At 54.3% G+C, this 23094-nt stretch carries 23 protein-coding genes and 1 pseudogene; 12 read left to right on the top strand and 12 right to left on the bottom strand.

All coding sequences use genetic code 11. The features are described 5' to 3' along the window. Positions 1-18 precede the first annotated feature (18 nt). Genes secA through mutT form a run of 3 tightly spaced genes read left to right on the top strand, consistent with a single transcriptional unit; the run spans position 19 to position 4360 of the window. Positions 19-2739: a preprotein translocase subunit SecA gene (secA, locus tag AC222A_RS03065; RefSeq protein ID WP_486774623.1), complete on the top strand. Its 2721-nt coding sequence runs from the start codon at positions 19-21 to the stop codon at positions 2737-2739. A gap of 3 nt (positions 2740-2742) precedes the next feature. Beyond that, positions 2743-3957: a bifunctional glutamate N-acetyltransferase/amino-acid acetyltransferase ArgJ gene (gene argJ / locus AC222A_RS03060; RefSeq protein WP_486774622.1), complete on the top strand. Its 1215-nt coding sequence runs from the start codon at positions 2743-2745 to the stop codon at positions 3955-3957. After that, positions 3920-4360, top strand: a complete 441-nt coding sequence (gene mutT / locus AC222A_RS03055; RefSeq protein ID WP_486774621.1) for an 8-oxo-dGTP diphosphatase MutT — start codon at positions 3920-3922, stop codon at positions 4358-4360. The genes argJ and mutT overlap by 38 nt, the downstream gene beginning before the upstream one ends. On the opposite strand, the gene AC222A_RS03050 is transcribed toward mutT, so the two are convergent. Genes AC222A_RS03050 through pilB form a run of 5 tightly spaced genes read right to left on the bottom strand, consistent with a single transcriptional unit; the run spans position 4334 to position 8976 of the window. Continuing rightward, positions 4334-4573, bottom strand: coding sequence for a DNA gyrase inhibitor YacG (locus AC222A_RS03050; protein WP_372763608.1), 240 nt, complete (start codon positions 4571-4573; stop codon positions 4334-4336). The genes mutT and AC222A_RS03050 overlap by 27 nt on opposite strands. Continuing rightward, positions 4557-5168, bottom strand: coding sequence for a dephospho-CoA kinase (gene coaE, locus AC222A_RS03045; RefSeq protein ID WP_372748734.1), 612 nt, complete (start codon positions 5166-5168; stop codon positions 4557-4559). Before coaE ends, AC222A_RS03050 begins: the two co-directional genes overlap by 17 nt. Further along, positions 5168-6034, bottom strand: coding sequence for a prepilin peptidase (locus tag AC222A_RS03040; RefSeq protein ID WP_372748735.1), 867 nt, complete (start codon positions 6032-6034; stop codon positions 5168-5170). Before AC222A_RS03040 ends, coaE begins: the two co-directional genes overlap by 1 nt. A gap of 2 nt (positions 6035-6036) precedes the next feature. Beyond that, entirely contained in the window at positions 6037-7257 is a 1221-nt protein-coding gene (locus AC222A_RS03035; protein ID WP_372781179.1) for a type II secretion system F family protein, read from the bottom strand. A gap of 3 nt (positions 7258-7260) precedes the next feature. Continuing rightward, complete coding sequence (gene pilB, locus AC222A_RS03030) at positions 7261-8976, bottom strand: type IV-A pilus assembly ATPase PilB (RefSeq protein ID WP_372763605.1); 1716 nt, start codon at positions 8974-8976, stop codon at positions 7261-7263. 391 nt (positions 8977-9367) lie between these two features. On the opposite strand from pilB, the gene AC222A_RS03025 reads away from it, so the two are divergent. From AC222A_RS03025 to AC222A_RS03015, 3 genes are all read left to right on the top strand, one after another. After that, positions 9368-10234, top strand: coding sequence for a DUF3014 domain-containing protein (locus AC222A_RS03025; RefSeq protein ID WP_372763604.1), 867 nt, complete (start codon positions 9368-9370; stop codon positions 10232-10234). Between the two features lie 68 nt (positions 10235-10302). Further along, complete coding sequence (gene can, locus AC222A_RS03020; protein ID WP_372749805.1) at positions 10303-10941, top strand: carbonate dehydratase; 639 nt, start codon at positions 10303-10305, stop codon at positions 10939-10941. An 86-nt stretch (positions 10942-11027) separates the two neighbouring features. Next, positions 11028-11954 (top strand): NAD-dependent epimerase/dehydratase family protein, encoded by a 927-nt coding sequence (locus AC222A_RS03015; RefSeq protein WP_486774620.1) that lies wholly within the window; start codon positions 11028-11030, stop codon positions 11952-11954. A gap of 38 nt (positions 11955-11992) precedes the next feature. On the opposite strand, the gene AC222A_RS03010 is transcribed toward AC222A_RS03015, so the two are convergent. The 4 genes from AC222A_RS03010 to AC222A_RS02995 all read right to left on the bottom strand — a co-directional run bounded on the left by AC222A_RS03010 (position 11993) and on the right by AC222A_RS02995 (position 15630). After that, positions 11993-12526, bottom strand: coding sequence for a hypothetical protein (locus AC222A_RS03010; protein WP_486774619.1), 534 nt, complete (start codon positions 12524-12526; stop codon positions 11993-11995). A gap of 201 nt (positions 12527-12727) precedes the next feature. After that, positions 12728-14131, bottom strand: a complete 1404-nt coding sequence (locus tag AC222A_RS03005; RefSeq protein WP_372750161.1) for an NAD(P)(+) transhydrogenase (Re/Si-specific) subunit beta — start codon at positions 14129-14131, stop codon at positions 12728-12730. Positions 14132-14134: 3 nt separating this feature from the next. Continuing rightward, entirely contained in the window at positions 14135-14419 is a 285-nt protein-coding gene (locus tag AC222A_RS03000; protein ID WP_372750160.1) for an NAD(P) transhydrogenase subunit alpha part 2, read from the bottom strand. Positions 14420-14421: 2 nt separating this feature from the next. After that, entirely contained in the window at positions 14422-15630 is a 1209-nt protein-coding gene (locus tag AC222A_RS02995) for an NAD(P) transhydrogenase subunit alpha (protein ID WP_372750159.1), read from the bottom strand. A gap of 324 nt (positions 15631-15954) precedes the next feature. Here AC222A_RS02995 and AC222A_RS02990 point away from each other — a divergent pair, with 324 nt between their 5' ends. Both AC222A_RS02990 and AC222A_RS02985 read left to right on the top strand, forming a co-directional pair. Next, complete coding sequence (locus AC222A_RS02990; RefSeq protein ID WP_486774618.1) at positions 15955-16245, top strand: DUF1244 domain-containing protein; 291 nt, start codon at positions 15955-15957, stop codon at positions 16243-16245. Positions 16246-16348: 103 nt separating this feature from the next. Then, positions 16349-16960, top strand: a pseudogene (locus tag AC222A_RS02985) (DUF4382 domain-containing protein); the annotation flags it as partial. A 480-nt stretch (positions 16961-17440) separates the two neighbouring features. Here the strand turns inward: AC222A_RS02985 and AC222A_RS02980 are convergent. Next, positions 17441-17836 carry a hypothetical protein gene (locus AC222A_RS02980; protein WP_372759069.1) on the bottom strand — a complete coding sequence of 132 codons (396 nt, stop codon included), beginning with the start codon at positions 17834-17836 and terminating at the stop codon, positions 17441-17443. Between the two features lie 150 nt (positions 17837-17986). Here AC222A_RS02980 and AC222A_RS02975 point away from each other — a divergent pair, with 150 nt between their 5' ends. Further along, positions 17987-18550 carry a heme-binding beta-barrel domain-containing protein gene (locus AC222A_RS02975; protein WP_372759070.1) on the top strand — a complete coding sequence of 188 codons (564 nt, stop codon included), beginning with the start codon at positions 17987-17989 and terminating at the stop codon, positions 18548-18550. 36 nt (positions 18551-18586) lie between these two features. Continuing rightward, positions 18587-19051, top strand: a complete 465-nt coding sequence (locus AC222A_RS02970; protein ID WP_372781167.1) for a YaiI/YqxD family protein — start codon at positions 18587-18589, stop codon at positions 19049-19051. 121 nt (positions 19052-19172) lie between these two features. On the opposite strand, the gene AC222A_RS02965 is transcribed toward AC222A_RS02970, so the two are convergent. Continuing rightward, complete coding sequence (locus AC222A_RS02965; RefSeq protein ID WP_372759072.1) at positions 19173-19478, bottom strand: hypothetical protein; 306 nt, start codon at positions 19476-19478, stop codon at positions 19173-19175. A gap of 279 nt (positions 19479-19757) precedes the next feature. Continuing rightward, positions 19758-21128, bottom strand: coding sequence for a cytochrome P450 (locus tag AC222A_RS02960; protein WP_372759073.1), 1371 nt, complete (start codon positions 21126-21128; stop codon positions 19758-19760). 186 nt (positions 21129-21314) lie between these two features. Here AC222A_RS02960 and AC222A_RS02955 point away from each other — a divergent pair, with 186 nt between their 5' ends. Continuing rightward, the gene (locus AC222A_RS02955; RefSeq protein WP_372799526.1) at positions 21315-22340 is read left to right on the top strand and encodes a 2-dehydropantoate 2-reductase; all 1026 of its coding nucleotides are present in this window, start codon (positions 21315-21317) and stop codon (positions 22338-22340) included. Continuing rightward, on the top strand, positions 22337-23092 hold the full coding sequence (locus tag AC222A_RS02950) for an SDR family NAD(P)-dependent oxidoreductase (RefSeq protein ID WP_372750651.1): 756 nt from the start codon (positions 22337-22339) through the stop codon (positions 23090-23092). The genes AC222A_RS02955 and AC222A_RS02950 overlap by 4 nt, the downstream gene beginning before the upstream one ends. The last annotated feature ends 2 nt before the right edge of the window (positions 23093-23094 follow it).

Genomic DNA, 23094 nt, shown 5'->3' with positions numbered 1-23094 from the left:
TTACAAGCGAATTCATAGATGATAGCTGGCGTATTCAAGAAAATTTTTGGCAGCAAGAATGATCGAGAACTCAAGCGTATGGGCAAGCTGGTGCTGCAAGTTAACCAGCTTGAAGACGACTTTAAGGCTCTCAGTGACGAAGCCTTACGCGGAAAAACGGCCGTCTTCAAAGAACGCCTGAGTAACGGTGAGTCGCTCGATGCCCTGCTGCCGGAGGCCTTTGCCGCAGTGCGCGAGGCGAGCCGACGTGTTATGGGCATGCGTCACTTCGATGTCCAGCTGATCGGTGGCATTACGCTGCACGAAGGTCGCATTGCGGAAATGAAAACGGGTGAAGGTAAGACGCTGGTCGCGACTCTGCCGGTCTACCTGAATGCGTTGACCGGGAAAGGCGTCTATGTAGTGACCGTCAACGACTATCTGGCGCGACGTGATGCCGAATGGATGCGTCCAGTGTATGAATTCCTGGGCCTGAAAGTGGGCGTTGTTGAGTCTCGTCAGGACGGCGCGGCCAAGCGTGAGGCCTACCAGGCCGATATCACCTACGGCACGAATAACGAATTTGGGTTTGACTACCTGCGAGATAACATGGCGTTTTCGCTGGAAGATCGTTACCAGCGCGGGCTGCATTTCGCGATAGTGGACGAAGTTGATTCGATTCTGATCGATGAGGCGCGCACGCCACTGATTATTTCCGGACAGGCCGAGGACAGCTCGCGGCTGTACAAGCGGATTAATCAGTTTATTCCCAGCTTGGTCGCTACAGATCCGGATGATCCGGAGAGCGAAGGCCATTACAGTATTGATGAGAAGGCGCGTCAGGTTGAGCTGACAGAGTCTGGCCACGAGCTGGTGGAAGAGCTGATGGTGAAAGACGGCTTGCTTGAAGAAGGCGATAGCCTCTACGCTGCGACCAACCTCAACCTGTTGCACCATGTATATTCAGCGCTGCGCGCGCATGTGTTGTACCACCGCGATGTGGAATACATCATTCAGGATGGTCAAGTGGTGTTGATCGACGAGCACACTGGCCGCACCATGCCTGGGCGCCGTTTGTCCGAAGGTCTGCACCAGGCGATTGAAGCCAAGGAAAATGTCGACATTCAGGCTGAGAGCCAGACTCTGGCCTCTACCACCTTCCAGAATTATTTCCGGCTGTTTGAGAAGCTGGCAGGGATGACCGGTACTGCCGACACGGAGGCCTTCGAGTTCCAGCATATTTATGGTCTGGATGTGGTGGTTATCCCCACCAACAAACCCAGTCAGCGCCGTGACCTGAATGACCTTGTGTACCTGACTAAGGATGAAAAGTACGACGCCATTGTCGAGGAAGTACGCGAGATTATCGAAAAAGGTGCCCCCGTGTTGGTTGGTACCGCGTCTATCGAGACATCCGAAGAAATGTCGCGGCGCTTCAAGGCCGCAAAAATCGACCATAACGTGCTAAATGCCAAATTCCATGAGCGCGAAGCCGAAATTATTATCCAAGCCGGTCGCCCGGGTGTGGTGACAATTGCCACGAACATGGCCGGTCGCGGTACCGATATCGTTTTGGGCGGCAACGTCGAGGCCGAAATCAAGGCGCTGGATAAGGCGGATGAGGCAGAAGCTCAGAGAATGCGCGCCGAATGGGAAGTGCGTCATCGTCAGGTGCTGGACGCCGGGGGACTGCACATTATCGGTACCGAGCGTCACGAATCTCGCCGTATCGATAATCAGCTGCGAGGTCGCGCAGGGCGTCAGGGCGATCCCGGGATGTCGCGGTTTTATCTGTCGCTTGAGGATAACCTCATGCGAATTTTCGCCTCCGATCGTGTGCGCAATATCATGCAGGCGCTAGGGCTCGAGAAAGGTGAAGCCATCGAGCATCGCATGGTAAGCAATGCCATTGAAAAGGCCCAGCGCAAGGTTGAGGGGCGAAACTTTGATGTGCGTAAGCAGTTGTTGGAATACGATGATGTTGCCAACGACCAGCGCCGGATTATCTACCAACAGCGCGATGAGCTGCTGGAAGAAGATGATATAACGCCAATGCTCGAGGCCATCCGCGCAGATGTCGTAAACGGCGTAATCGATGAATATATCCCGCCCCAGAGCATTGAAGAGCAGTGGGATGTTCCGGGCCTGGAAAAACGTCTCGAAGCCGAGTTTGCGATTAAGGCTCCGGTTCGAGAGTGGCTGGATGCCGACAGTGCACTCCACGAGGAAAGTCTGCGAGAGAAGTTGCTCGAGGAAGTAACCAAAGCCTATCAGAACAAGTGTGACGGCATTGGTAAGGACATGCGGCGGGTAGAGCGCCACATTATGTTGCAAGTGCTCGATACCCTGTGGAAAGAGCATCTGGCGACGATGGACCATCTGCGCGCGGGTATTCATCTGCGCTCCTATGCTCAGAAAAACCCGAAACAGGAATACAAGCGTGAAGCCTTTGAGCTATTCCAGGAAATGTTGGAGTCACTCAAGCACGAGGTGATTCGCTTTCTGGCCCATATCCAGATTCAGCGCAGTGACGAAGTTGAAGCGCTGGAAAAAGAGCGGCGCGAAGCCAGTGCTCGTCAGGCCATGGAATTTCAGCACGCCGAAGCTTCTGCGCTTGAGGCAGATCAGGTCGGCGACGATGACGGCGCGCCGGGCGCGGAACCATTTGTGCGAGACGGCCGTAAAGTGGGGCGCAATGAACCGTGTCCCTGTGGCTCAGGCAAAAAATACAAGCAATGTCACGGCCGGTTGGGAACTTAAGATATGGCAGTAGGAAGTGGTGAGTTGCCAGTATTGCACCCGGTTGATGGTGTAAGAATTGCGATCGGCAGTGCTGGCATCAAGCGGCCTGGACGTAAAGACCTAGTGCTGTTCGAGATTGCTGATGGCGCCAGTACAGCGGCGGTATTTACCCAGAATAGATTCTGCGCGGCGCCAGTCCAGGTGGCTCGTGAGCATCTGCATGCGGGGTCGCCGCGCTACCTGCTGATTAACACCGGCAATGCCAATGCGGGAACGGGGCAGCGTGGTCTGGCATCGGCGCGCCGCAGCTGCGAGGCATTGGCGGAGATTGCTGGCTGCGAGCCCCATCAGGTATTGCCGTTTTCAACGGGTGTTATCGGTGAAACACTACCACTGGCAAAAATTGAGGCGGCAATGCCAACCCTGCCAGAGCTCCTCAGTGCAGACAACTGGCTGGCTGCCGCGACCGGGATCATGACCACAGATACCCGACCAAAAGCCACGTCATTGAAAGTACCCGGTACTCCATACACGATCACGGGCATTTCTAAAGGCGCCGGGATGATCAAACCCAATATGGCTACGATGCTGGGTTTTGTGGCAACGGATGCGGCAGTAACGCCGGCGGTGTTGCAGCGTTTATTGGACGACGCAGTGAACCGCTCGTTTAACCGGATTACTGTTGACGGTGATACCTCCACGAATGACGCCTGCGTGTTGGTGGCAACTGGCCAAGCCGGCGGTGATGTCATCGATGGAACTGAATCACCTAGCTACGAGGCGCTTAAAGCGGGGCTTGATCAGGTGATGATAGAGCTGTCGCAAGCTATTGTCCGCGACGGAGAGGGCGCTACCAAGTTTGTGTCAGTCAAAGTTACTGGCGGACAGCGCAATGCAGAGTGTCTTAAGGCTGCTTTTACAGTGGCAGAATCGCCGCTGGTGAAAACAGCACTATTTGCGAGCGACCCGAACTGGGGGCGCATACTTGCTGCGCTTGGACGCGCAGGTATTGACGATCTCGATGTCGAGCAAGTCAGCGTATCTATTAATGGTGTTGTTGTAGCCGAGGCCGGCGGTTTGGCGGAGAGTTATACCGAGGCGGCCGGCAAGCAGGCAATGGCCCCGGAAAATATCGATATTCTTATCGATCTTAATCGGGGTGATGCGGTAGAGACGGTCTGGACTACCGACTTGTCGCATGACTATGTCACCATCAATGCCGAATACCGTTCCTAATAATCGGCAGCGCGTTCATGTGGCTGCCGGAGTAGTCGTGAAATCCGGCAGCGTACTGATTGCACAGCGTCACGCCAATGCGCATCAAGGTGGGCTATGGGAGTTTCCAGGCGGCAAGCTGGAATCTGGAGAGTCCGTTGAAGCTGCCCTTGGGCGCGAGCTGAATGAAGAAATGGGTGTGACGGTTCGTCAGTGCCGTCCGCTGATGCAGGTGGCTCACGATTACGGTGATAAATCGGTGCTGCTGGATTTTCTGCTGGTGGAAGATTTTTCAGGTCAGCCGCAGGGGCGTGAAGGTCAGCGTTGGCTTTGGTGCCCGCTCTCCGAGCTGACAACTTATGCCTTTCCCGAGGCTAATCAACCGGTCGTTGATCGCCTACTCGAAATTTTCAAGATCGCCTGAAAACACGTCGCTCATCAAATCATCACCCGCTACTACCCGCTCCCCATTGGCCCAAGCAATGAAATCTCCGTTTTTACAGCTCTCTGAGCAGAAAGGACGAGATGGGTTCTGCTGGCTCCACACCACATCGGCCTGACAGCCGGGGCACTTTACCCGCAGTGTTTTTTGTGCGGCTGTGGAAGATGCTTTTGCTGTCTTAAGCTTGGTTGGCATGTGACTTCGCCAGCTCCAGGTAATGTTTGTGTAGGTTTTCGACCGCGCTATGCAGGGATTGCAGGTCGCCGTCATTGCAAATCACGTCGTCAGCGGCGTCTAGACGCTGCTGACGTGTGGCTTGCGAGGCTATGATGCTTTCCACTTGCGCGCGATCATTGTTGTCCCTAGCCATCGTGCGGCTGATCTGCACTGACTCCGGTACATCGATAATAAGCAGTCGCTGACACCAGGCTACCTGTCCAGACTCAACCAGTAAGGGCGAGACAAACAGCACATACGGGCTGCTGGCGGACATAAGCTGACGTCCGGTTTCCTCGGCTATCAATGGGTGCAGTAGCGCTTCCAGCCACTGCTTTTCTACCTCTGATGAAAAGATGATTTTACGCAAGGCCGCGCGATCCAGGCTGCCATCGGCGAGTAGAATTCCATTGCCGTGACGCTCAGCTATCGCCTGAAGGGCGGTAGAGCCGGGCTCGACAACTTCTCTGGATACCTGGTCAGCATCCACACAGGCAATGCCCAGCGATTCAAAATGAGCAGACGCAGCCGATTTTCCGCTGCCAATGCCGCCAGTAAGGCCTACTACAAACATTATCTCAAGCCAGCAAGTTGCAGATATTGATTGACGATCAGTTCACCCCAAAACAGCGTGATCAAACCGGCTCCTGCCAAGTAAGGGCCAAAAGGTATAGTGCGATTGTGGTCGGACTTGTTTAGCGCGAGGTAGATGGAACCGACGATCGCACCTACCAGTGACGACAGTATGATAATGACAGGCAGTTGTTGCCAGCCCAGCCAAGCACCCAGTGCGGCGAGGAGCTTGAAATCTCCATAGCCCATGCCTTCTTTGCCCGTGATCAGTTTGAACAACCAGTACACGGACCACAGGCTGAGGTAGCCGACGGCTGCACCCCAGACCGCATTGTCCAGCGTGATTGGGCTGAAGCCCAATGCGCTGAGCAACAGGCCGGCCCACATAAGGGGCAGGGTAAGCTGGTCTGGAAGTAACTGGTGGTCTATGTCGATGAACGTAAGAATCAGCAAAGTCCAGCAGAGGGCGGCGGTGGCGAACCCGTAAGGGCTTAGGCCAAACAGGTAGAGACATGCCAATCCCAGCAGTGCAGTGCACAACTCAACGATCGGGTAGCGCAAGCTGATGGGGGCCTTACAGGCTGCGCACTTTCCGCCCAGCAGGATGTAGCTGATCACCGGAACGTTGTGCCAGACTTTTATCGGCGTTTTGCAGCTCGGGCAGTGGGAGTTGGGAATTGCAATATTGAAGTTTTGCGCAGAGTCGTCTGCTTCTGTGTGTTCGCTTTCCAGCAGCAGCTTACATTCATTGCGCCATACTGCTTCCATCATCAATGGCAGGCGATAGATAACCACGTTGAAAAAGCTGCCTATCGCAGCGAAAACCACAAAGCTGACGGTGTACGCCAGCAATAAACCGTCGGTCATGATTAAACAGCTGCCCCCATTGCGAAGATTGGCAGGTACATAGCAATCATCAATCCACCTACCAGCACGCCCAGGACCGACATGATGAGCGGCTCTAACAGCGCGGTCAGGCCATCCACGGCGTTGTCCACTTCGGCCTCATAAAAGGTGGCGACCTTGTCGAGCATGTCATCCAGTGAACCAGACTCTTCACCAATAGACACCATCTGCAGCAGCATATTCGGGAACAGCCCTGTCATCTTGATGGACATATACAGGCTTTGACCGGAGGTCACATCAGCCCGCACTCGGTCGATGGCTTCTTTGTATACCGCGTTACCGGCAGCACCGCTAACGGATTGCAGAGCGTCCACCAGGGGAACACCGGCTGCGAAGGTGGTGGCGAGTGTTCGCGAAAAACGCGCCACAACAGCATTGTTGACAATGTCGCCAACCACCGGCGCCTTCAGTGCAAGGGCGTCCACTTTGTCGGAGAAAGTCTTAGAGCGCTGGCGGGCTTCTTTAAAGCTATAGCTGGCGACAACAATGATGCCGAGACAGATAAACCAGTTCGCTTGCATCCATTCAGACATGGACACCACTAGCTGGGTAAAGGCGGGTAGCTCGGAGCCGAAACTCTCAAAGGTGGTTGCAAACTGTGGCACAACCTTCACTAACAGAATGCCGGTCACCACGATGGCGACACATACAACCGCAATTGGGTAGTTCATGGCCTTCTTGATTTTGGCTTTGAGGGCTTCAGACTTTTCTTTATAGGTCGCCACGCGGTCGAGCATGGTTTCCAGTGTGCCGGATTGCTCGCCTGAGTCGACCAGGTTGCAAAACAGGTCATCGAAGTATTTAGGGTGTTTGGTGAGTGACTTGGCAAAACCGGCACCCGAGGCCACGTCAACTTTTATTTCGCTGATCAGCTTGCGCAGTGTTGGGTTTTCGGCGCCTTCAGCCACTATTTCGAAGCTTTGAATCAGCGGGACACCAGCCTTCATCATAGTGGCCATCTGGCGGGTAAAAATGGCGATGTCTTGTGGTGTAATCTTTTTGTTGGATTCAAACAGCGGCTTTGGTTTCTTTTTAACGCTTCTGGCGGTTATGCCCTGTTTTCGCAATTGCACCTTGACCACGGTGGCATTGGTAGCGGTTACTTCGCCGCGTGTCTTTTGCCCTTTCTTATCGACGCCTTGCCAGACAAAGGTCGTCGTTTTTGTTGCGGTAGAGGTGGCCATAGATTAGTCCTTGGTAACGCGGTTAACTTCTTCCAGGCTGATAATGCCGGCGGCGCATTTTTGCAGCGCGGACTGGCGCAGGCTGTTGAAGCCGTGTTTTTGTTGTTGCGCCGCAATCTGCAGAGAATTGCCGTCCTCCATGATAATTTGCGCGATCTCCGGTGTGATGCGAACCACTTCATAAATACCGGTACGACCTTTGTAGCCCTTGTTGCAACGGGCGCAACCAACGGGTTTGTTGATGGTTGCGCTGGCAATCTGTTCTTCGCTGAAGCCTGCTTCTACCAGTGTTTCATGGGGAAGCTCGGCAGGTTGCGTGCACTCGCCACACAGTCGGCGTGCCAGTCGCTGCGCAATAATCAGGCTGACCGAGGTGGCAATATTAAATGACGGCACCCCCATGTTGCGCAGGCGCGTTAGCGTCTCGGCTGCACTGTTAGTGTGCAGCGTGGATAGCACCAAGTGACCGGTCTGAGCGGCTTTGATCGCAATTTCAGCGGTTTCCAGATCCCGTATCTCGCCGACCATGACGATATCGGGATCCTGTCGGAGGAAGGAGCGAAGTGCGGAGGCGAAGTCGAGCCCTACCTTGGCATTTACATGAACCTGGTTGATACCTTCCAGGTTGATTTCCACCGGGTCTTCGGCGGTAGAAATGTTGGTTTCTGGTGTGTTTAGGATATTAAGGCCGGTGTAAAGCGATACGGTTTTACCGGAACCTGTGGGGCCAGTGACCAGAATCATACCCTGTGGTTGGCTGAGCGCAGCCATGTACATTTCTTTTTGGTCTGGTTCATAACCCAGTGCGTCGATACCCATCTGCGCCGACGTGGGATCCAAAATCCGCAGTACGATCTTTTCGCCCCACAGGGTTGGCAGGGTATTGACCCGAAAGTCGATCGATCGTGTTTTCGACAGCCTCATCTTGATCCGGCCGTCTTGCGGAATCCTGCGCTCGGAAATGTCCATATCCGACATGATTTTCAGACGAGCAGCCAGCTGTCCGGATATTGATTTCGGGGGTTTGGCGACTTCATGCAGAATGCCGTCAGTTCGAAAGCGTACCCGGTAGGTCTTTTCGTAGGGTTCAAAGTGAATATCCGACGAGCCGCCGCGGATGGCGTCTAGAAGAACCTTGTTGACGAAGCGAACTACCGGCGCGTCGTCACCCTCTTGTTTGGCATCACCACCGGCATCACCATCCTGATCTACCGCTTCTACTTCCAGGGCATCGAGGCTTTCATCGTCGAGGTCGCCGAAGCCTCCGCCGAGCGGTTCTTCTTGGGCTTCAACGAACTTGGGCACCATTTCATTGAGTAGTGCCTCGTCGACCACAATGGGCTCGACCGCCAGATTGGTGTGAAACTTTATTTCATCCAGCGCCCGCAAATTGGTCGGGTCAGCAATAGCGATAAACAGTTTTTTGCCGCGTTTGATCAGCGGTAGCACCGAGTGCTTGCTCAGCAGTTTGGTGTCAATCAGATCGCGCGGCGCATGTTCCAGGTTGAACGCACGTAAATCGAATAGCGGCGACCCAAATTCCTCTGATGCGGCCTGGGCAACAAGAACACCATCAACCAGCGACTTGCTGACCAGATAGCGTCCCAGTGTGGTTTTTTCCTGCTGGGCTGCTTCCAGTGCATCAAGCGCCTGCTCATTGGAGAGCACGCCGTCGTTAACGAGGCGTCGGGCCAGACTATTGAGAGAAACTTTTTGCATTGTCGCTGCCATGGTTACTGCCGATGTGTCGTTAGTATAGCTGCATTGTCGTTAATCAAGGCCAGTCGCGCCGCTGTTGATTATCGTGATATCGGCAGCACTGCCAGCTAACGCTGTGTCGGGGCGTCAGCGGATTGACCCAAAGTGGCGTCACGTTAAGGAGTGTTAACTAATTTTCCTTTTAAATCAAGGGTATTAGAGTCATTGTGAGGTCGCTGTCTAGTTTTGGCGCAGGCGTTAACCTGTGACTGGCCAGACGTGTGCCGCGAATACCCATAAAAAAGCGTGGTGGGTCATTCATCGGCTTGCGAGGTTGTCGCGGCTAGCCCTTGGCATCCGGGTGAAATCGCCAGTATGATGCCACGCATAAAGTGAAAAAAAGGATGTGGTTGTGAACGGAAAAGTCATTCTTGCGATACTTGTCGTCATTTCTGGGGCTGTGGGCTACGTGTTTTACAGTTCGACCCAGTCTGAATGGAACGAGGTTGAACCGGTTTCAGAATCGGCAGAGTCGACAACAAAAGAAGACGCTGTAACTGTTGAGCCGGAACCAAAATCGGTACCCAAGAAAGACCCGGCTCCGGTGGTGGAGGCGCCAGCCCCTACTCCGGCCCCGAAAGTAACTACTGAAATGGAACAGGAAGAGCCGAAAGTGGCCGCGCCTGACCTGGTGACGGCGCCGAAGAGCGTCAATAATAGTGATGCTCGGGTGAAAGAAGCTATCACCGACCTTGCTCAGCGCATGGTTCGCTGGATGGTGCCGGCTGAACAGGTACGCAAGTGGGTATTGACTATTGATCTTGTGGCTGACGGAAAAATTCCTTACAAGCACGCACCGATCAAGTATGACCGCGATCCCTTTCTGGTGTTGCCCGCCGGTGATGAAACCTATGTGTCTGACAGCGGTAATTATTCGCGCTGGGATGATCTGATAGGCGTGATTTCCGAGGTTCCAGTACAGGACGCAGCGCGTTACTACCGCGAGTGGTTGCCTCTGTTTGAAAAGGCCTACGATGAGCTCGGTAAGCAGGGCAATTTCCACGACCGCTTTATGGCTGCGCTGGGGCAAGTGCGTTCTGTCAGCGAGCCACCTATGGGAGCAACATTGGTTCGCCCTCATATTTTTTATCAGTTTGCCGATCCTGAACTGGAGGCCGCATCAGCTCTTACTAAGTGGATGTGGCGTCTGGGCCCCGAAAATATGCTCGAGCTTCAGGATTTCGCGCGTAACCTCAGTGCTGAACTTACCTACCGATAGGGGTAGAATATCGCGGGGACGAAGAGCCCCGCGACTCTCACTGACAACGAAGTAACGAGATATACCCTATGGATTCTTCACGTAACCTGCTGGAAAACAACCGGCAATGGGCCGCCGCGATCAAGGCGGAAGACCCCACTTTCTTTGAGCAGCTTTCTGCTCAGCAGACCCCTGAATACCTTTGGATTGGCTGCTCCGACAGCCGGGTTCCGGCTAATCAGATAGTCGGTAAGATGCCGGGGGAAGTATTTGTCCACCGCAATATCGCCAACGTGGTAATACACACGGATCTCAACTGCCAATCGGTGATTCAGTACGCGGTAGAAGTGCTGAAAGTAAAGCACGTGATCGTCTGTGGCCACTATGGCTGTGGCGGTGTGATGGCGGCCATGGGGAGCTCGCAGTTCGGGCTTATTGATAACTGGTTGCGCAATATCAAGGACGTGTACCGTCGGCATGAGCAAGAGTTGGCAGCAATCGAGGATGAAACGGAGCGCGTCAACAAGTTGTGTGAATACAATGTGCTCGCGCAGCTTGAAAATGTGTGCCACACCACCACCATTCAGAATGCTTGGGCGCGCGGCCAGGAGCTGTATGTTCACGGCTGGATTTACAGCATTAAAGATGGGCTGATTCGCGATTTGCGCTCAACGATCTCTGCGCCAGATCAGTTGTCCGATGTCTATCAGGTAGCCAGTCAGGAGTAATCTTACTGCCGTCACCCGTCTGGGTGGCGAGCCTTCTCCAATAGCCGTCTTACAATGGGCCTTTTGCGACCAAGAGGCCCGTTGTCATGCCCGTTTCCCCTGTAAATCTCAGCGATAAGAAAATTCTGATAACCGGCCCGACCGGGCAGGTTGCGCGACCGGTAGTGGAAGCACTGGCAAAGATGGCTCAGGTGACCGCGTTGGCGCGTTTCACGGATGAGGCGGTGCGAGCGGAAGTGGAAAGCCTTGGTGTTACGACGGTGCGGGCTGATCTGGCTGATAAAGCATCGCTTGATAATTGCCCGACAGATTTCGATTACATTCTTAACTTTGCAGTCGTGAAAAGCGGTGATTTCGACTACGATCTGCGCGCTAACGCCGAGGGTGTCGGTAACCTGATGACTCACTGCCGTGGTGTGAAAGCGTTTTTGCACTTTTCTTCTACCGCGGTTTACGAGTATGCGGGACACTCGCCGCGCAAAGAGTCTGATCCGTTAGGGGATAACCATCGCGTGATGTTCCCCACCTACAGTATTGCAAAAATCGCGGCGGAAACCGTGTGTCGGTTTGTTGCTCATCAGCATGGCATTCCCACAACTATTGCGCGTTTGAGCGTGCCTTATGGCGATAACGGTGGTTGGCCGTTCTTTCATTTGCTGATGATGAAAGAAGGGATCCCGATTGATGTGCATCCGGAGCAACCCAATACCTACAACCTGCTGCACGCAAATGATTACATGGAGAAAATTCCCTATCTGTTGGCGGCTGCCAGTCCAGAGGTTACCACCACAAATTTCGGGGGTTCGCAGGCTGTCAGTATTGAGCAGTGGTGCGCCTATCTTTCCGAGTTGAGCGGGTTCGAGCCGGTGTTCAACCCGAATCCTAAAGCTTTTGGAGCGCTTGAGATTGATACCACGCGCATGCATGAGCTCATTGGTGAGACACAAACCGATTGGCGCGCGGGTATTCGCTCCATGGTAGAGCATTTGGCGCCGGATTTGATCAAGAGCTGAAGCGCCGTAGGCGCTTCAGCTCTTCAGTGGTTAGCGCACTACACTTTCTTTTTCGCGGCGGCTTTTTTCTTGGCGGGGGCTTTTTTGGCTGCTGCCTTTTTAGCCGGGGCTTTCTTGGCAGCGGCTTTTTTCTTGGCGGCGGCTTTCTTTTTCGGGGCTGCTTTTTTCTTACTGGCAGTCGGTTTCTTTTTGGCCGACAGGCGCGCTTTGCTTGCCGTAATGGCGCGGTTGTATTCCTGTTTTATCGCGGCGAAATCTTCTTTGGTTAGCGATAGCACGGCGCGTGCATCGTCTTCAAGATCTTTGGCTTTATCCAGTGCCTCTCTGGCTTTCTGAATCTGCTTATCCAAGCGGCTGTTGAATTCTTTCTTAGCCTTATTCTGCAGCTCTTTCAGGCGCTTTTGTTCGTCGCTGATACGTTTGCGAGCCTTTTCCACCTGTCCTTTGGCTTGGTCAACGGCTTTCTCTGCATCCGCTACGAGGCTGTTACGGGCTGATTCTAGTTTCTTTTCCAGTGACTCGATTTCTTTTTTGATTGCAGCGATAGGGTCTGAAGCTTTGCTTGTGGCCATCCGAAGCATCCTTATTTGCAATGAAGTGATAGCGTTACCGGTTGAACAATCGATCACCAATTCTGGCATGTGACCGCTGTCGACAGCATAACAATAGCAGAATGAAAAAATTTGAACAGGATTTGATCAATATGAAGTTATCGGTCATAAAAAAAGCCCCCTAGCGTAAGCGAGGGGGCTTTGTGTGAAGCGGCTCTGTGCTTAGCCGTTTTCCAGCGCAGTGGTGATGTCCACAACCGCTTTCTTACCGTCACCAAACACCATCAATGTGTTGTCGAGAGCAAACAGCGGGTTGGGCAGGCCTGCAAAACCAGCGCTCAAGCTGCGCTTGATAACAACAACTGTGCGGGCTTTGTCCACGTTTAGAATGGGCATGCCGTAGATTGGGCTGCCTTTGTCTTCACGGGCCATCGGGTTGGTTACGTCGTTAGCGCCCAGCACAATTGCCACGTCGCAGTCGTCAAACTGCGGGTTGATGCGTTCCATCTCCACCAGTTTTTCGTAGGGAACTTCCGCTTCAGCCAGTAGCACGTTCATGTGGCCAGGCATACGTCCCGCAACCGGGTGAATCGCGTACAGCACTTCACCGCCGTTGCGCTCGATAGCGTCAGCCAGTTCACGCACCGCGTGCTGAGCTTGCGACAGTGCCATGCCAAAGCCGGGTACGATGATGACTTTCTGTGCAGTTTCCAGCAGCATGCCAACTTCGTCGGGTGATGCGCTGGTGATTTTGCCTTCGTAGATCTCGTCGCCGGCGCCTTCGCCGCCAGTGTCTGCGCCCATGCGGCCAAACAGTACGTTGGGCAGAGAGCGGTTCATCGCCACGCACATGATGTTAGTCAGGATAAGACCAGAGGCACCGACCAGTGAGCCGGATACGATCAGTACGGTGTTGCCCATGACGAAACCGGCGAATGCCGCAGCGATACCGGAGTAGCTGTTCAGCAGGGCAATAACAACTGGCATATCAGCGCCGCCAATGGGCAGTACCAGGGTCAGGCCGAGAACAGCAGCAGCGCCAATGGCCAGCCAGAAATACAGCGTGTTGGTCGGATCGATGGCCAGCATCACGGAGCTTGCCAGAGCACCAATCAGCAGCAGGCCGTTAAAACCCGTCATACCGGGAAAGCCAATCGGCTGGCCGGGCATGATTTCCTGCAGTTTGGCAAAAGCAATCACAGAGCCGGTAACGGTTACCGCGCCGATGATAACGGTCAGGGCAATTGTGATCATGGTGATCGTGCCCAGTGCGCCGTCGGCAAAGCCCGCGCCGCCCAGAGTCTGGAGGTAGCTTGCAGCGGCCAGGCCCAGTGACGCGCCGCCACCAAAGCCGTTCAGAATGGCAACCAGCTGAGGCATGGCAGTCATTTGAACTTTTTTGGCCAGAACAAAGCCGATAACACCGCCGAGAACGGCGCCAGCAATGATCAGCTCAAAGCTGATAATGCTGTTGTCGAGCAGGGTAACGGCAACGGCAACCAGCATACCGGTGGCTGACATCATGTTGCCGCGCACGGCAGTTTTCGGGCGGGTCAGCCCTTTAATACCCAGAATAAACAGGATCGCTGCTGCCAGGTAGGCGAGGTTCATCCATATATCCAGCATGGTTTAATCCTTCCTCTTGAACATGGCGAGCATACGGTTGGTGACCATATAGCCGCCAACCACGTTAATAGACGCGAGTGTTACCGCGACAAAGCCAAGCCAGCGGGCAACTTCGCCGCCGTCGGTGTTGCCGGCAGCCAGAATGGCGCCTACAACCGCAATCCCGGAGATTGCATTGGTGCCCGACATCAGTGGGGTGTGCAGTGTGGGTGGAACCTTGGTGATCAGCTCCACACCGAGCATGAGGGCGAGCACAAACAGGCTCACCTGCATAATCAGAATTTCCATGCTTACTCTCCTGTTTTCTCTTCAGCTTCTTCTTGGGGAGTGCCCAGCTGCATGGCGGGAAGCCCGAGAATGTTGCGAATCATGGCGTGAGTGACTTCGCCATCGTGAGTAACCACGGTGCCGGCAACCACTTCGTCGTCGAAATCGAATTCCAGTACACCTTCATCGTTCAGCAACAGATCCAGCAGGGTGGTCAGGTTGTTGCCAAACATCTGGCTAGCGTGGAAGGGGTGACGTGCCGGCAGATTAAGCGGGCCGGAGATGATCACGCCGTTAACGTTGATGGTTTCGCCTGCCTTGGTGGCGGCGCAGTTACCACCGCGCTCGGCGGCAATATCAACAATCACGGTGCCTGGCTGTACCGACTTGAGCATCTCTTCGGTGATCAGTACCGGAGAGCGGCGGCCTGGTACGGCAGCTGTGGTGATGATGATGTCCTGCTCGGCAAGCACCTTGGCCAGCGCAGCCTGCTGCTGAGCGAGCTGCTCGGCAGTCTGCTCTTTGGCGTAGCCGCCAGAATCCTCAGATTCGTTATTTTCCAGCTCGAGATCAACTGGCTTGGCACCAACAGAGATGATTTGGTCGCGGGCAGCGGGGCGGATGTCATAGGCTGAAACGACAGCGCCGAGGCGTTTGGCGGTGGCGCAGGCCTGCAGGCCGGCAACACCAGCACCGAGAATCAGAACCTTGGCGGCTTTCAAGGTGCCCGCTGCAGTCATCATCATCGGGAAGATGCGCGGTGCCAGCGAGGCGCCGTGCAGAACAGCGTGGTAACCGCCGATGGTAGCCATGGAAGACAGTACGTCCATGCTCTGGGCGCGGCTGATGCGGGGCACCATCTCCAGACCCAGTGACGTTACGCCAGTATCGGCGATCTTTTGGGCCAGCTCGGCTTCACCCAGAGGGTCGAGCATGCCGGCAATGATCTGGCCTTTGCGCAGGCGGGCGAGGTGTTCGTCGCGCACGCTGGGGTCAGGGCTGACGGGCTGAATGGCGAGTACCACTTCCGAGCGTTCATAGATGGTGTTTGTCGAATCGACAATCTCGGCACCAGCGTCAATATAGTCCTGGTCGGAAATACCAGCGGCCAATCCGGCTCCGGCCTCTACCAGGCAAGTCTGGCCCTTGTCGACCAGCTTCTGGATATTCGGGGGTGTGAGCGCTACGCGGGTTTCTCCGGCGGCGTGCTCACGGCACAGTCCAATTATCACACCAAGCTCCTTAGTTTGCTGCTTGCAGGTACCCACGTTGGTGTTATAACCACGTTTTTGCGGGCGTAGAGGGGGAGGGATTACCGCTCTGATAATATGCCAAAAACTCCCCCCCAGGAATAAGGCACAGCTGTCGAGCAGTATACGTTTTTCTGGTTTATTCAGGCAATTAATGGCAGTTATAATGCCTATTGATTGCTATGATGGGGTTGCCCATCCAAATTTGCCGCCGTATTGTGCCTAAATTAATCAGCATCGTCACATTTTTTTCTAGGCTAAACGAGGTAGGCAGTGTTCGGCGATGCTCTTCACATGGGAATTTGAATGATGACAGATAAGAAAACTGAGATTGAAGCGGCGGTATTCAGGCGCCTTGTGGCGCACTTGGATAGTCGCAAAGACGTGCAGAATATCGACCTTATGAATCTGGCCGGCTTTTGTCGCAATTGTCTGTCCAAGTGGTATGTGGCTGCCGCTGAAGAGCGTGGAGACAGTATTGATTACGATGGCGCGCGGGAAATTGTGTACGGCATGCCCTACGACCAATGGAAGGCTAAATACCAGCAGGACGCGACGCCGGAGCAATTGGCCGCATTTGGCAAGAAGGATGACTAGCAAAAACGGCTGCTAAACTGCGACAGTCCGTGTCGATGTTGTGTTAACCCTATCGCAAATCGTTAATGTTTAGTCGCAAATCCGTAACATTTTACAGAGCTTAATGTGTTCAACTGCCATTATTCGCCTGATTTTTTGGCAACTCGGAGACAGAGCAATGATTCGGATAGCTAACGCCCTACCTAAACGGAATATCGCGTGGGCTGTACTGGCGGGCGTGGGTTTCTTTCTGGTTGGCTGCAATGGTAGTGATTCAGATGACCCGGCCCCGGCGCCGACTGGTGAGGTCAGTATGGCGGTCACGGATGCGCCCGTGGATGGTGTTAATCGAGTAAAGGTGACCTTCAACCGGGTGGAGCTCAAACCGGCTCAGGGTGACAAAATCACCGTTGACTTAGATCCTCCGGTCACCGTTTCCAATCTGTTGGATCTGACGGGCAATGCTGCGGCAGACGTGCTGGGTAAAACGACAGTGCCCGCCGGTGACTACAACTATATGCGCTTATATATGGTAGGTGGCAGCCCCAGCAGTGAGGTAGAAGAAGATACCGGTGGTCTTTTTGACCTGCTCTTGCCGGGGCAGCAGGCGGGCGCCGAAAATCGATTTCTGCAGCTGGTTTCTGGCTTTACGGTTCCTGCTGGCGGCAGTGCGGACTTTACCGTTGATATAGACCTGCGCAAAGCGCTCACCAAACCCAGCGGCAAAAACCACTATCTGCTCAGACCAGCGCTGCGTGTTGTCAACAACGTAGAGGTGGGCACTATCCGGGGTAGTGTGGATTCAGCACTGTTGGCCGATACCAGCTGCAATAATAATGTGGCAACAGATGAGGGTGTGGCGGTCTACCTTTACGAAGCTGATGTGGTGGCGATGGGTGATGTTTTTGTCGATGAGAACGGGCAGTGCCAACACTGCAAAACTGATTCGGGCAAAGTAGAGGTCACGCCGCTAACCACAGCAAATGTGAAGCAGAACGCGCAGACTGGCAGCTACGAATACACCGTGGGCTTTGTCGAAGCTGGCGAGTACAAAATTGCGCTCACTTGCCAATCCTTGGCCGATGACCCGGAAGTGGATGACGATATCGGGTTTCTGCAATCTACAAGCGTGAGTGTTGCGGCGAATCAGACGGCAGAGGTGAACTTCACCGCTTCGCCGTAACACATCTCCTATGTCAACCTTCTACAGCGGCGCCTAAAGGGCGCCGTTTGGTATGAATCGGTTGGTTGTGTTTGTGCGAATCCAGCTCAGTTCGTCGCGTGATAGTTTTTCACCGCGCCGCTTCAGCAGGCGGTTGATCCAGATCGCCGGGTTTTGGTCGGCAACGTCGCAACCACTCACCAGGATTTCCGCCCGCACGAAAAATCGCAGCAGGGTGTGTAATTGGTCGGACGAATAGTGTTCGAGCGTTTCGCGCCAGCGTGCTTCCGGTAGGCGCATTATGGCAGCCAGACGCTGTGCTTCATCGTCAGTGTGTAACTGTGCGAGAGATTCAAGTTGATCCGTCGCGCTGATCTCGAGGGCTTTATCGAGTAGCGCTTTGTCAATGCTCTGGTCTGAATCAGGTGGGGTCCAGCTATCTACGCTCATCGGTTAAACCTCTCGGGTGGGTAAAATCAAGCAGGCACGCGGCCTGAAGCTTGTGGTATTTTATCGGGAGCGTTGACGCTTGCACACTGTTGTCAGTTACTGACAGCTGGGTGATAGTAACTGAACAATAATGAGCACAGGAGTATAACGATGAGTGAAGTAGATCCGGTAATGCTTGTGGATTATGGGCCGCTGCAAGCGTTGATCGGCGTATGGGAAGGTGATCAGGGGATGGATGTGTCACCTGAGCCTGATGCAGTTGAAGAAAACCCCTACTATGAAACCATTGTGTTTGAAGCCGCAGGTGACGTAACCAATGCCGAAACCCAGAAGCTGTCAATTTTGCGTTACCACCAGGTGGTAAAGCGCAAGCGCAACGACGAGGTGTTTCACGATCAGATTGGCTATTGGACGTGGGATCGCAGTGACAATACCATCTCTTTCTCCCTGGCCATTCCGCGTGCGGTTACGGTGTTGGCTGGTGGGCAGTGGCAGCCGGGCAGCAATGAGCTGTCAGTGAAAGCCACCGCTGACGGCGCTGATTGGGGAATTTCCCAATCGCCCTTTATGCTGGCGAAGGCAAAAACCACGGCGTTTGAAATGGCCGTGACTGTCGATGGCGATTCCCTGCGCTACAGGCAAACCACCTTCCTGAGTATCTACGGGAAGGAATTTCCCCACACGGATGAAAATACGCTCAAGCGCGTGGGTTAACCTGGTGACGGCTGTAGTTTCCTCTTGCAATGGAAAATGCTCGTGACGCATCCGTGTATCTGGGTTGATGCCGATGCCTGCCCCAAGGTCGTCCGCGAGATACTGTTTCGCGCTGCCCAGCGCACCGGTATTCGCCTGACGCTGGTTGCCAACCAGTCTATCGTCGTGCCGGCCAATCCGAATATCACTGCCATTCAAGTGCCTTCCGGCTTTGATATCGCCGACAATGAAATTGTGCGGCGGGCGGGCGCGGGTGATCTGGTAATTACCGGTGACATTCCTCTGGCGGCCGAAGTTATGGAGAAAGGCGCGCAGGCATTGAACCCCCGTGGTGAGCTGTATACCGAGAACACCATACGACAGCGTCTCAACATGCGCGATTTTATGGATACGTTGCGTGCGAGCGGCGTGCAAAGTGGCGGTCCGCCACCACTCGGTCAGCGCGAACGCCAGCAATTTGCCAATGCGCTTGACCGCTACCTTGCACAGTGTGACCTCTGACAGCGTGCTGTGATCGGCAGACAATTACCTGCGTGAATTACCTGAGCGCTGTTACTTAACGGGAAAAAGGCCCGCGGGCCTACAGGACGACTCGCGGGCAGAAAGGGAAAGGTGGCAGAAATCAGCTGTTGGTCAACAGGGTGTTGAAGAGCGAAGCTTGCCGGTTGATGCTGGCAGCAAGTGATTTCAATCGACCTACGTAATAGTTGAAGCTGAAAGTGTCGAGTTGATTGCACTCTTCCAGCATTTTTTCGGCGGAAAAAATGTAGTTCTGGATAGTGGCAACGGCCTGCTGCATTTCTGTGTAATCGGCTTCGCGAGCATCGGGCACGCTGGGCGATTCGTAGAAAACAGCGACGGAGCAATCGGCAAATGCCGATGTAGTGCCTGCCAAAATGAGCAGGGCTAAGCATAGAGACTTATACATAACACGATACCTCCTTTGGTCACGTTTCGTGCGCATTCAGTAAAGCAATGCCTATGCCAAAAGATCTAATAATATATCTATATGTCTTAAGTGCGCGCGGTGGTTGGGTTTTTACAGATTGAGCAGTGGGTCGGCGTATAGTCATTGGCCGTTATTACGCACTAAGAGGGTTCAGGCGCCGCAGCGTGGGGCGTTGTCGCAGACGTGGAAGGTTTTCGTTGCCCCGCGCTGCAGCACGGTTGTGTGCTGTTAGGCGGGGCGATTATGGTGCATGCGCTGCTACAGCTTCTCCAGTACCAGCGGCATATCATCCAGTGGTTTGGCAAAGGGAAAATGCTGCACTTTTGCTGGATACTGGTAGCCATCGACAAACTTCAGTCGGTAGCGGCTGAGCATATCAGCCAGCACGCATTTGTAGAGCATGCCAGCAAAATGCAGACCGATACATTTGTGCGCGCCACCGCCGAAGGGGGCCCACATAAAGGGATGTTTTTTGTGCTCCTCCCTGCCCGGGGCAAAACGGTCGGGGTCAAAGTTGTGGGGGTTCGTCCACCACTCTTCCATACGATGTGTGTAAAGCGGTGATGCCTGAATCAGGGTGTGGGCAGGAACGGAGTGGCCATCGATTTCTGTATCGCGCACGGTGCGCCGCATCAGTTGTGGTACTGGCGGGTGCAGGCGCAGTACTTCCTTGAACAGCATTTCGGTGTCTTTCAGGTTATCACCTAAATCTTCGAATTCGATATGGGGCTTGTTGAGAGCGAGCACCTCGGCGCGCACGCGATCTTGCCAGTCTTGGTGGCGGGCGAGAAATGAGGCGGTCATTGTCAAGGCGCTGGTGGTGGTGTCGTGCGCGGCCAACAGTAGAAATATCAGGTGCTCGCCAACGACCTTCTCAGAGAAGAGTTGGCCATTTTCGTCGGTTTCTTTGGCGAAAAAGCTGGCCATATCGCGGCCATCACTTTGTCGTTTCTCACCGACCAGACTAATGAAAAACTTTTCCAGGCCGCGACGGCCATCCATCCCTCGGCGGTAAAGTAATCCTGGCCAATCCTTGCGAATGAGGGCGACCGTGGCGGCCATCATGTCGAGAAAATCCTGGTTCAACTGCTGGGTCTCGGGGCCCTCGAGGTCGAGGCCAAGAAAGACTTTGGCTGCAATATCCAGCAGCAGCTCTTTCACGTTCGGGTAGAACTTAAAGTCTGCCTGTTGTCCCCAGGAGTTGATACTGCTGTCTATCACGCTATGAACATCTTCCACATAGCCTTTCATCGCGTCGTTTTTGAAGGCTGTCTGCATGATGCGTCGATGAATTTTGTGTTCGCCGAAGTCACGCATCAATAGGCCGCCGGCGAAGAAATCGCCGAGTGGGCCGTCGTATCCCATTCGTGGTGAAAAGATCTGTTCCGGATCCAGTGTCAGTAGTTTGATGTACTCGGGGCCGAGTGCAACAAGCATGCGATTGAACGTGAGTGAGGCTTTTGAGATTGGGCCGTACTGTTTGTACATCTTGTCCAGTACCGCGTAGGGCTCAACCAGAAAGGGAAAGGTGTAGCCAATAAGTGGCAGCCCGTATTTACCCGGGAGGTGGTCGAGATTGCGATTATCTTTGGCGTGAACGTAGCTGTAATCAGTGGATTGTGAGGGCATGGAAACGTGTCTCCCTTGGGGTTTGTGGTTGCTGGAACTACAAACTAATAGTTATTAGTGTCGAGCATACAGCGAGTGCTCAAAGCTGTCATGTGTTTCGATCATACGCCGCACCCGCAGGTCGGGCAACGGGGTTCATCCTGCCCTGGCGGTAGTCTATAGTGTAAAAAAACTTTAAGGAAAACTATGGCCGATCAAACACATACACGCGTATGCATCTACGGGGCCGGGAGTATTGGCACCTACGTAGGGGGGCGTTTGCAAGCTGCCGGGGTGCCGGTCACGCTGATCGGGCGGCCGAAGATTGCCGGTCAGATTGGTCGGCATGGTTTGCGATTAACCAACTGGCAGGGCAGCGATGTACGGCTGGACGCCAGCGATATTCGTTACGTGACAAATGATGCGGTTGCGGCGGAGGCTGATCTAATTATTGTGGCTGTTAAATCGGCGGCGACAGGGTCCGTGGGAAAGGCGCTGGCGGGGCGAATTGCGCCCACAACGGTGGTGCTGAGCCTGCAAAATGGTATTGGTAATGCACGCACTCTTGCCGACTACTTGCCGGACAACCCTGTATTGACGGGAATGATTTCCTTTAACGTGCTGCAACGCGGTGAGGGGCATTTTCATGCAGGCACGGAGGGCGAGTTAATGTGTGAAAGTCACCCCGTGCTTGAAGCCTTGCAGCCGTTCTTTGCCAAAGCTGAATTGCCACTGGAATTGCGCGACGATATGCACGCTGTGCAATGGGCGAAATTGCTGATGAATCTCAATAACCCAATCAACGCGTTGTCGGGAATCCCACTGCTCGATGAGCTGTCGCAACGCAATTATCGTCGCTGCCTGGCGCTGTTGATTGCGGAAACCCTGTCGGTGCTTAAAGCCAATGGCATCAAGCCAGCAAAGCTGATGCCGATACCGATGAGTCTGCTGCCGTGGGTGCTCAGATCGCCGGACTGGCTGTTCAAGCGGCTCGCTAGTCAGATATTGGCGATTGATCCGGTTGCGCGTTCTTCGATGTGGGAAGATCTGGATGTAGGCCGGGTAACCGAAATCGACTGGCTGAACGGCGAAGTTGTGCGACAGGCCGAAAAGCAGGGGGTTGCGGTACCGGCCAATCGGCGGATTGTCGCCTTGATTAAACAGGCGGAGCAGGGCGGTCGGCGCAATTGGCAAGGGCGCGAGTTGTTGGAGGCCCTGCAGGAGGGCGAGTGAATTTCACCGATAAAGCTTTTATGGTCACAGGCGCGGCTTCCGGTATTGGTGAAGCCTGCGTGCGCCGCGCTGGCGAATTAGGTGCGTCCATTCTGTTGTGTGATATCGATGTGGAGAAGGGCGAGGCGCTCACGCAGTCGCTTCAGGCAGAGGGTGTCGATTGCCGTTTTCACGTCTGCAATGTGTCGGCCGAACAGGATGTTGAAACGGCTGTGCGCAAGGCCATTAAATATTTTGGTGGTCTTGACTGCGCCATCAATAATGCCGGTATTGTTGGTCCAGCCTGCGCACTGGAAGACTATTCACTGGAAGACTGGAATCGGGTAATAGCGGTGAACCTGACGTCGGTCTTTCTTTGCGTAAAACACCAGTTACGGGTCATGAAGCCGCGTCAGGCCGGGGCAATTGTCAATGTAGCGTCGGGTGCGGGTTTGATGGGCACGCCGAATCTGGCAGCCTACTGTGCCTCCAAGCACGGGGTTCTGGGAATTACCCGCACGGCGGTGGCTGAGAACCCGCAGGCGGACGTGCGCATCAATGCAATCTTGCCCGGCTCTACTCGTACGCCGATGCTAGAACAAAGCATGGCTGCCAGTGATGCGGTGAGTGCCATGATCATGCAGAGCATTCCCTGCGGTCGTCTGGCTGAGCCGACTGAAGTGGCTGAAGCTGCGCTGTGGCTCTGCTCTGATGGTGCGAGCTATATCAACGGGCATTCGCTGGTGGTGGATAACGGCGGGATGGTCAGTTGAGC

The organism is Litorivivens sp. (assembly GCF_057445395.1).
The sequence above is the reverse complement of the archived record's forward strand: the minus strand, read 5'-3'. Positions and strand labels throughout refer to the sequence as shown.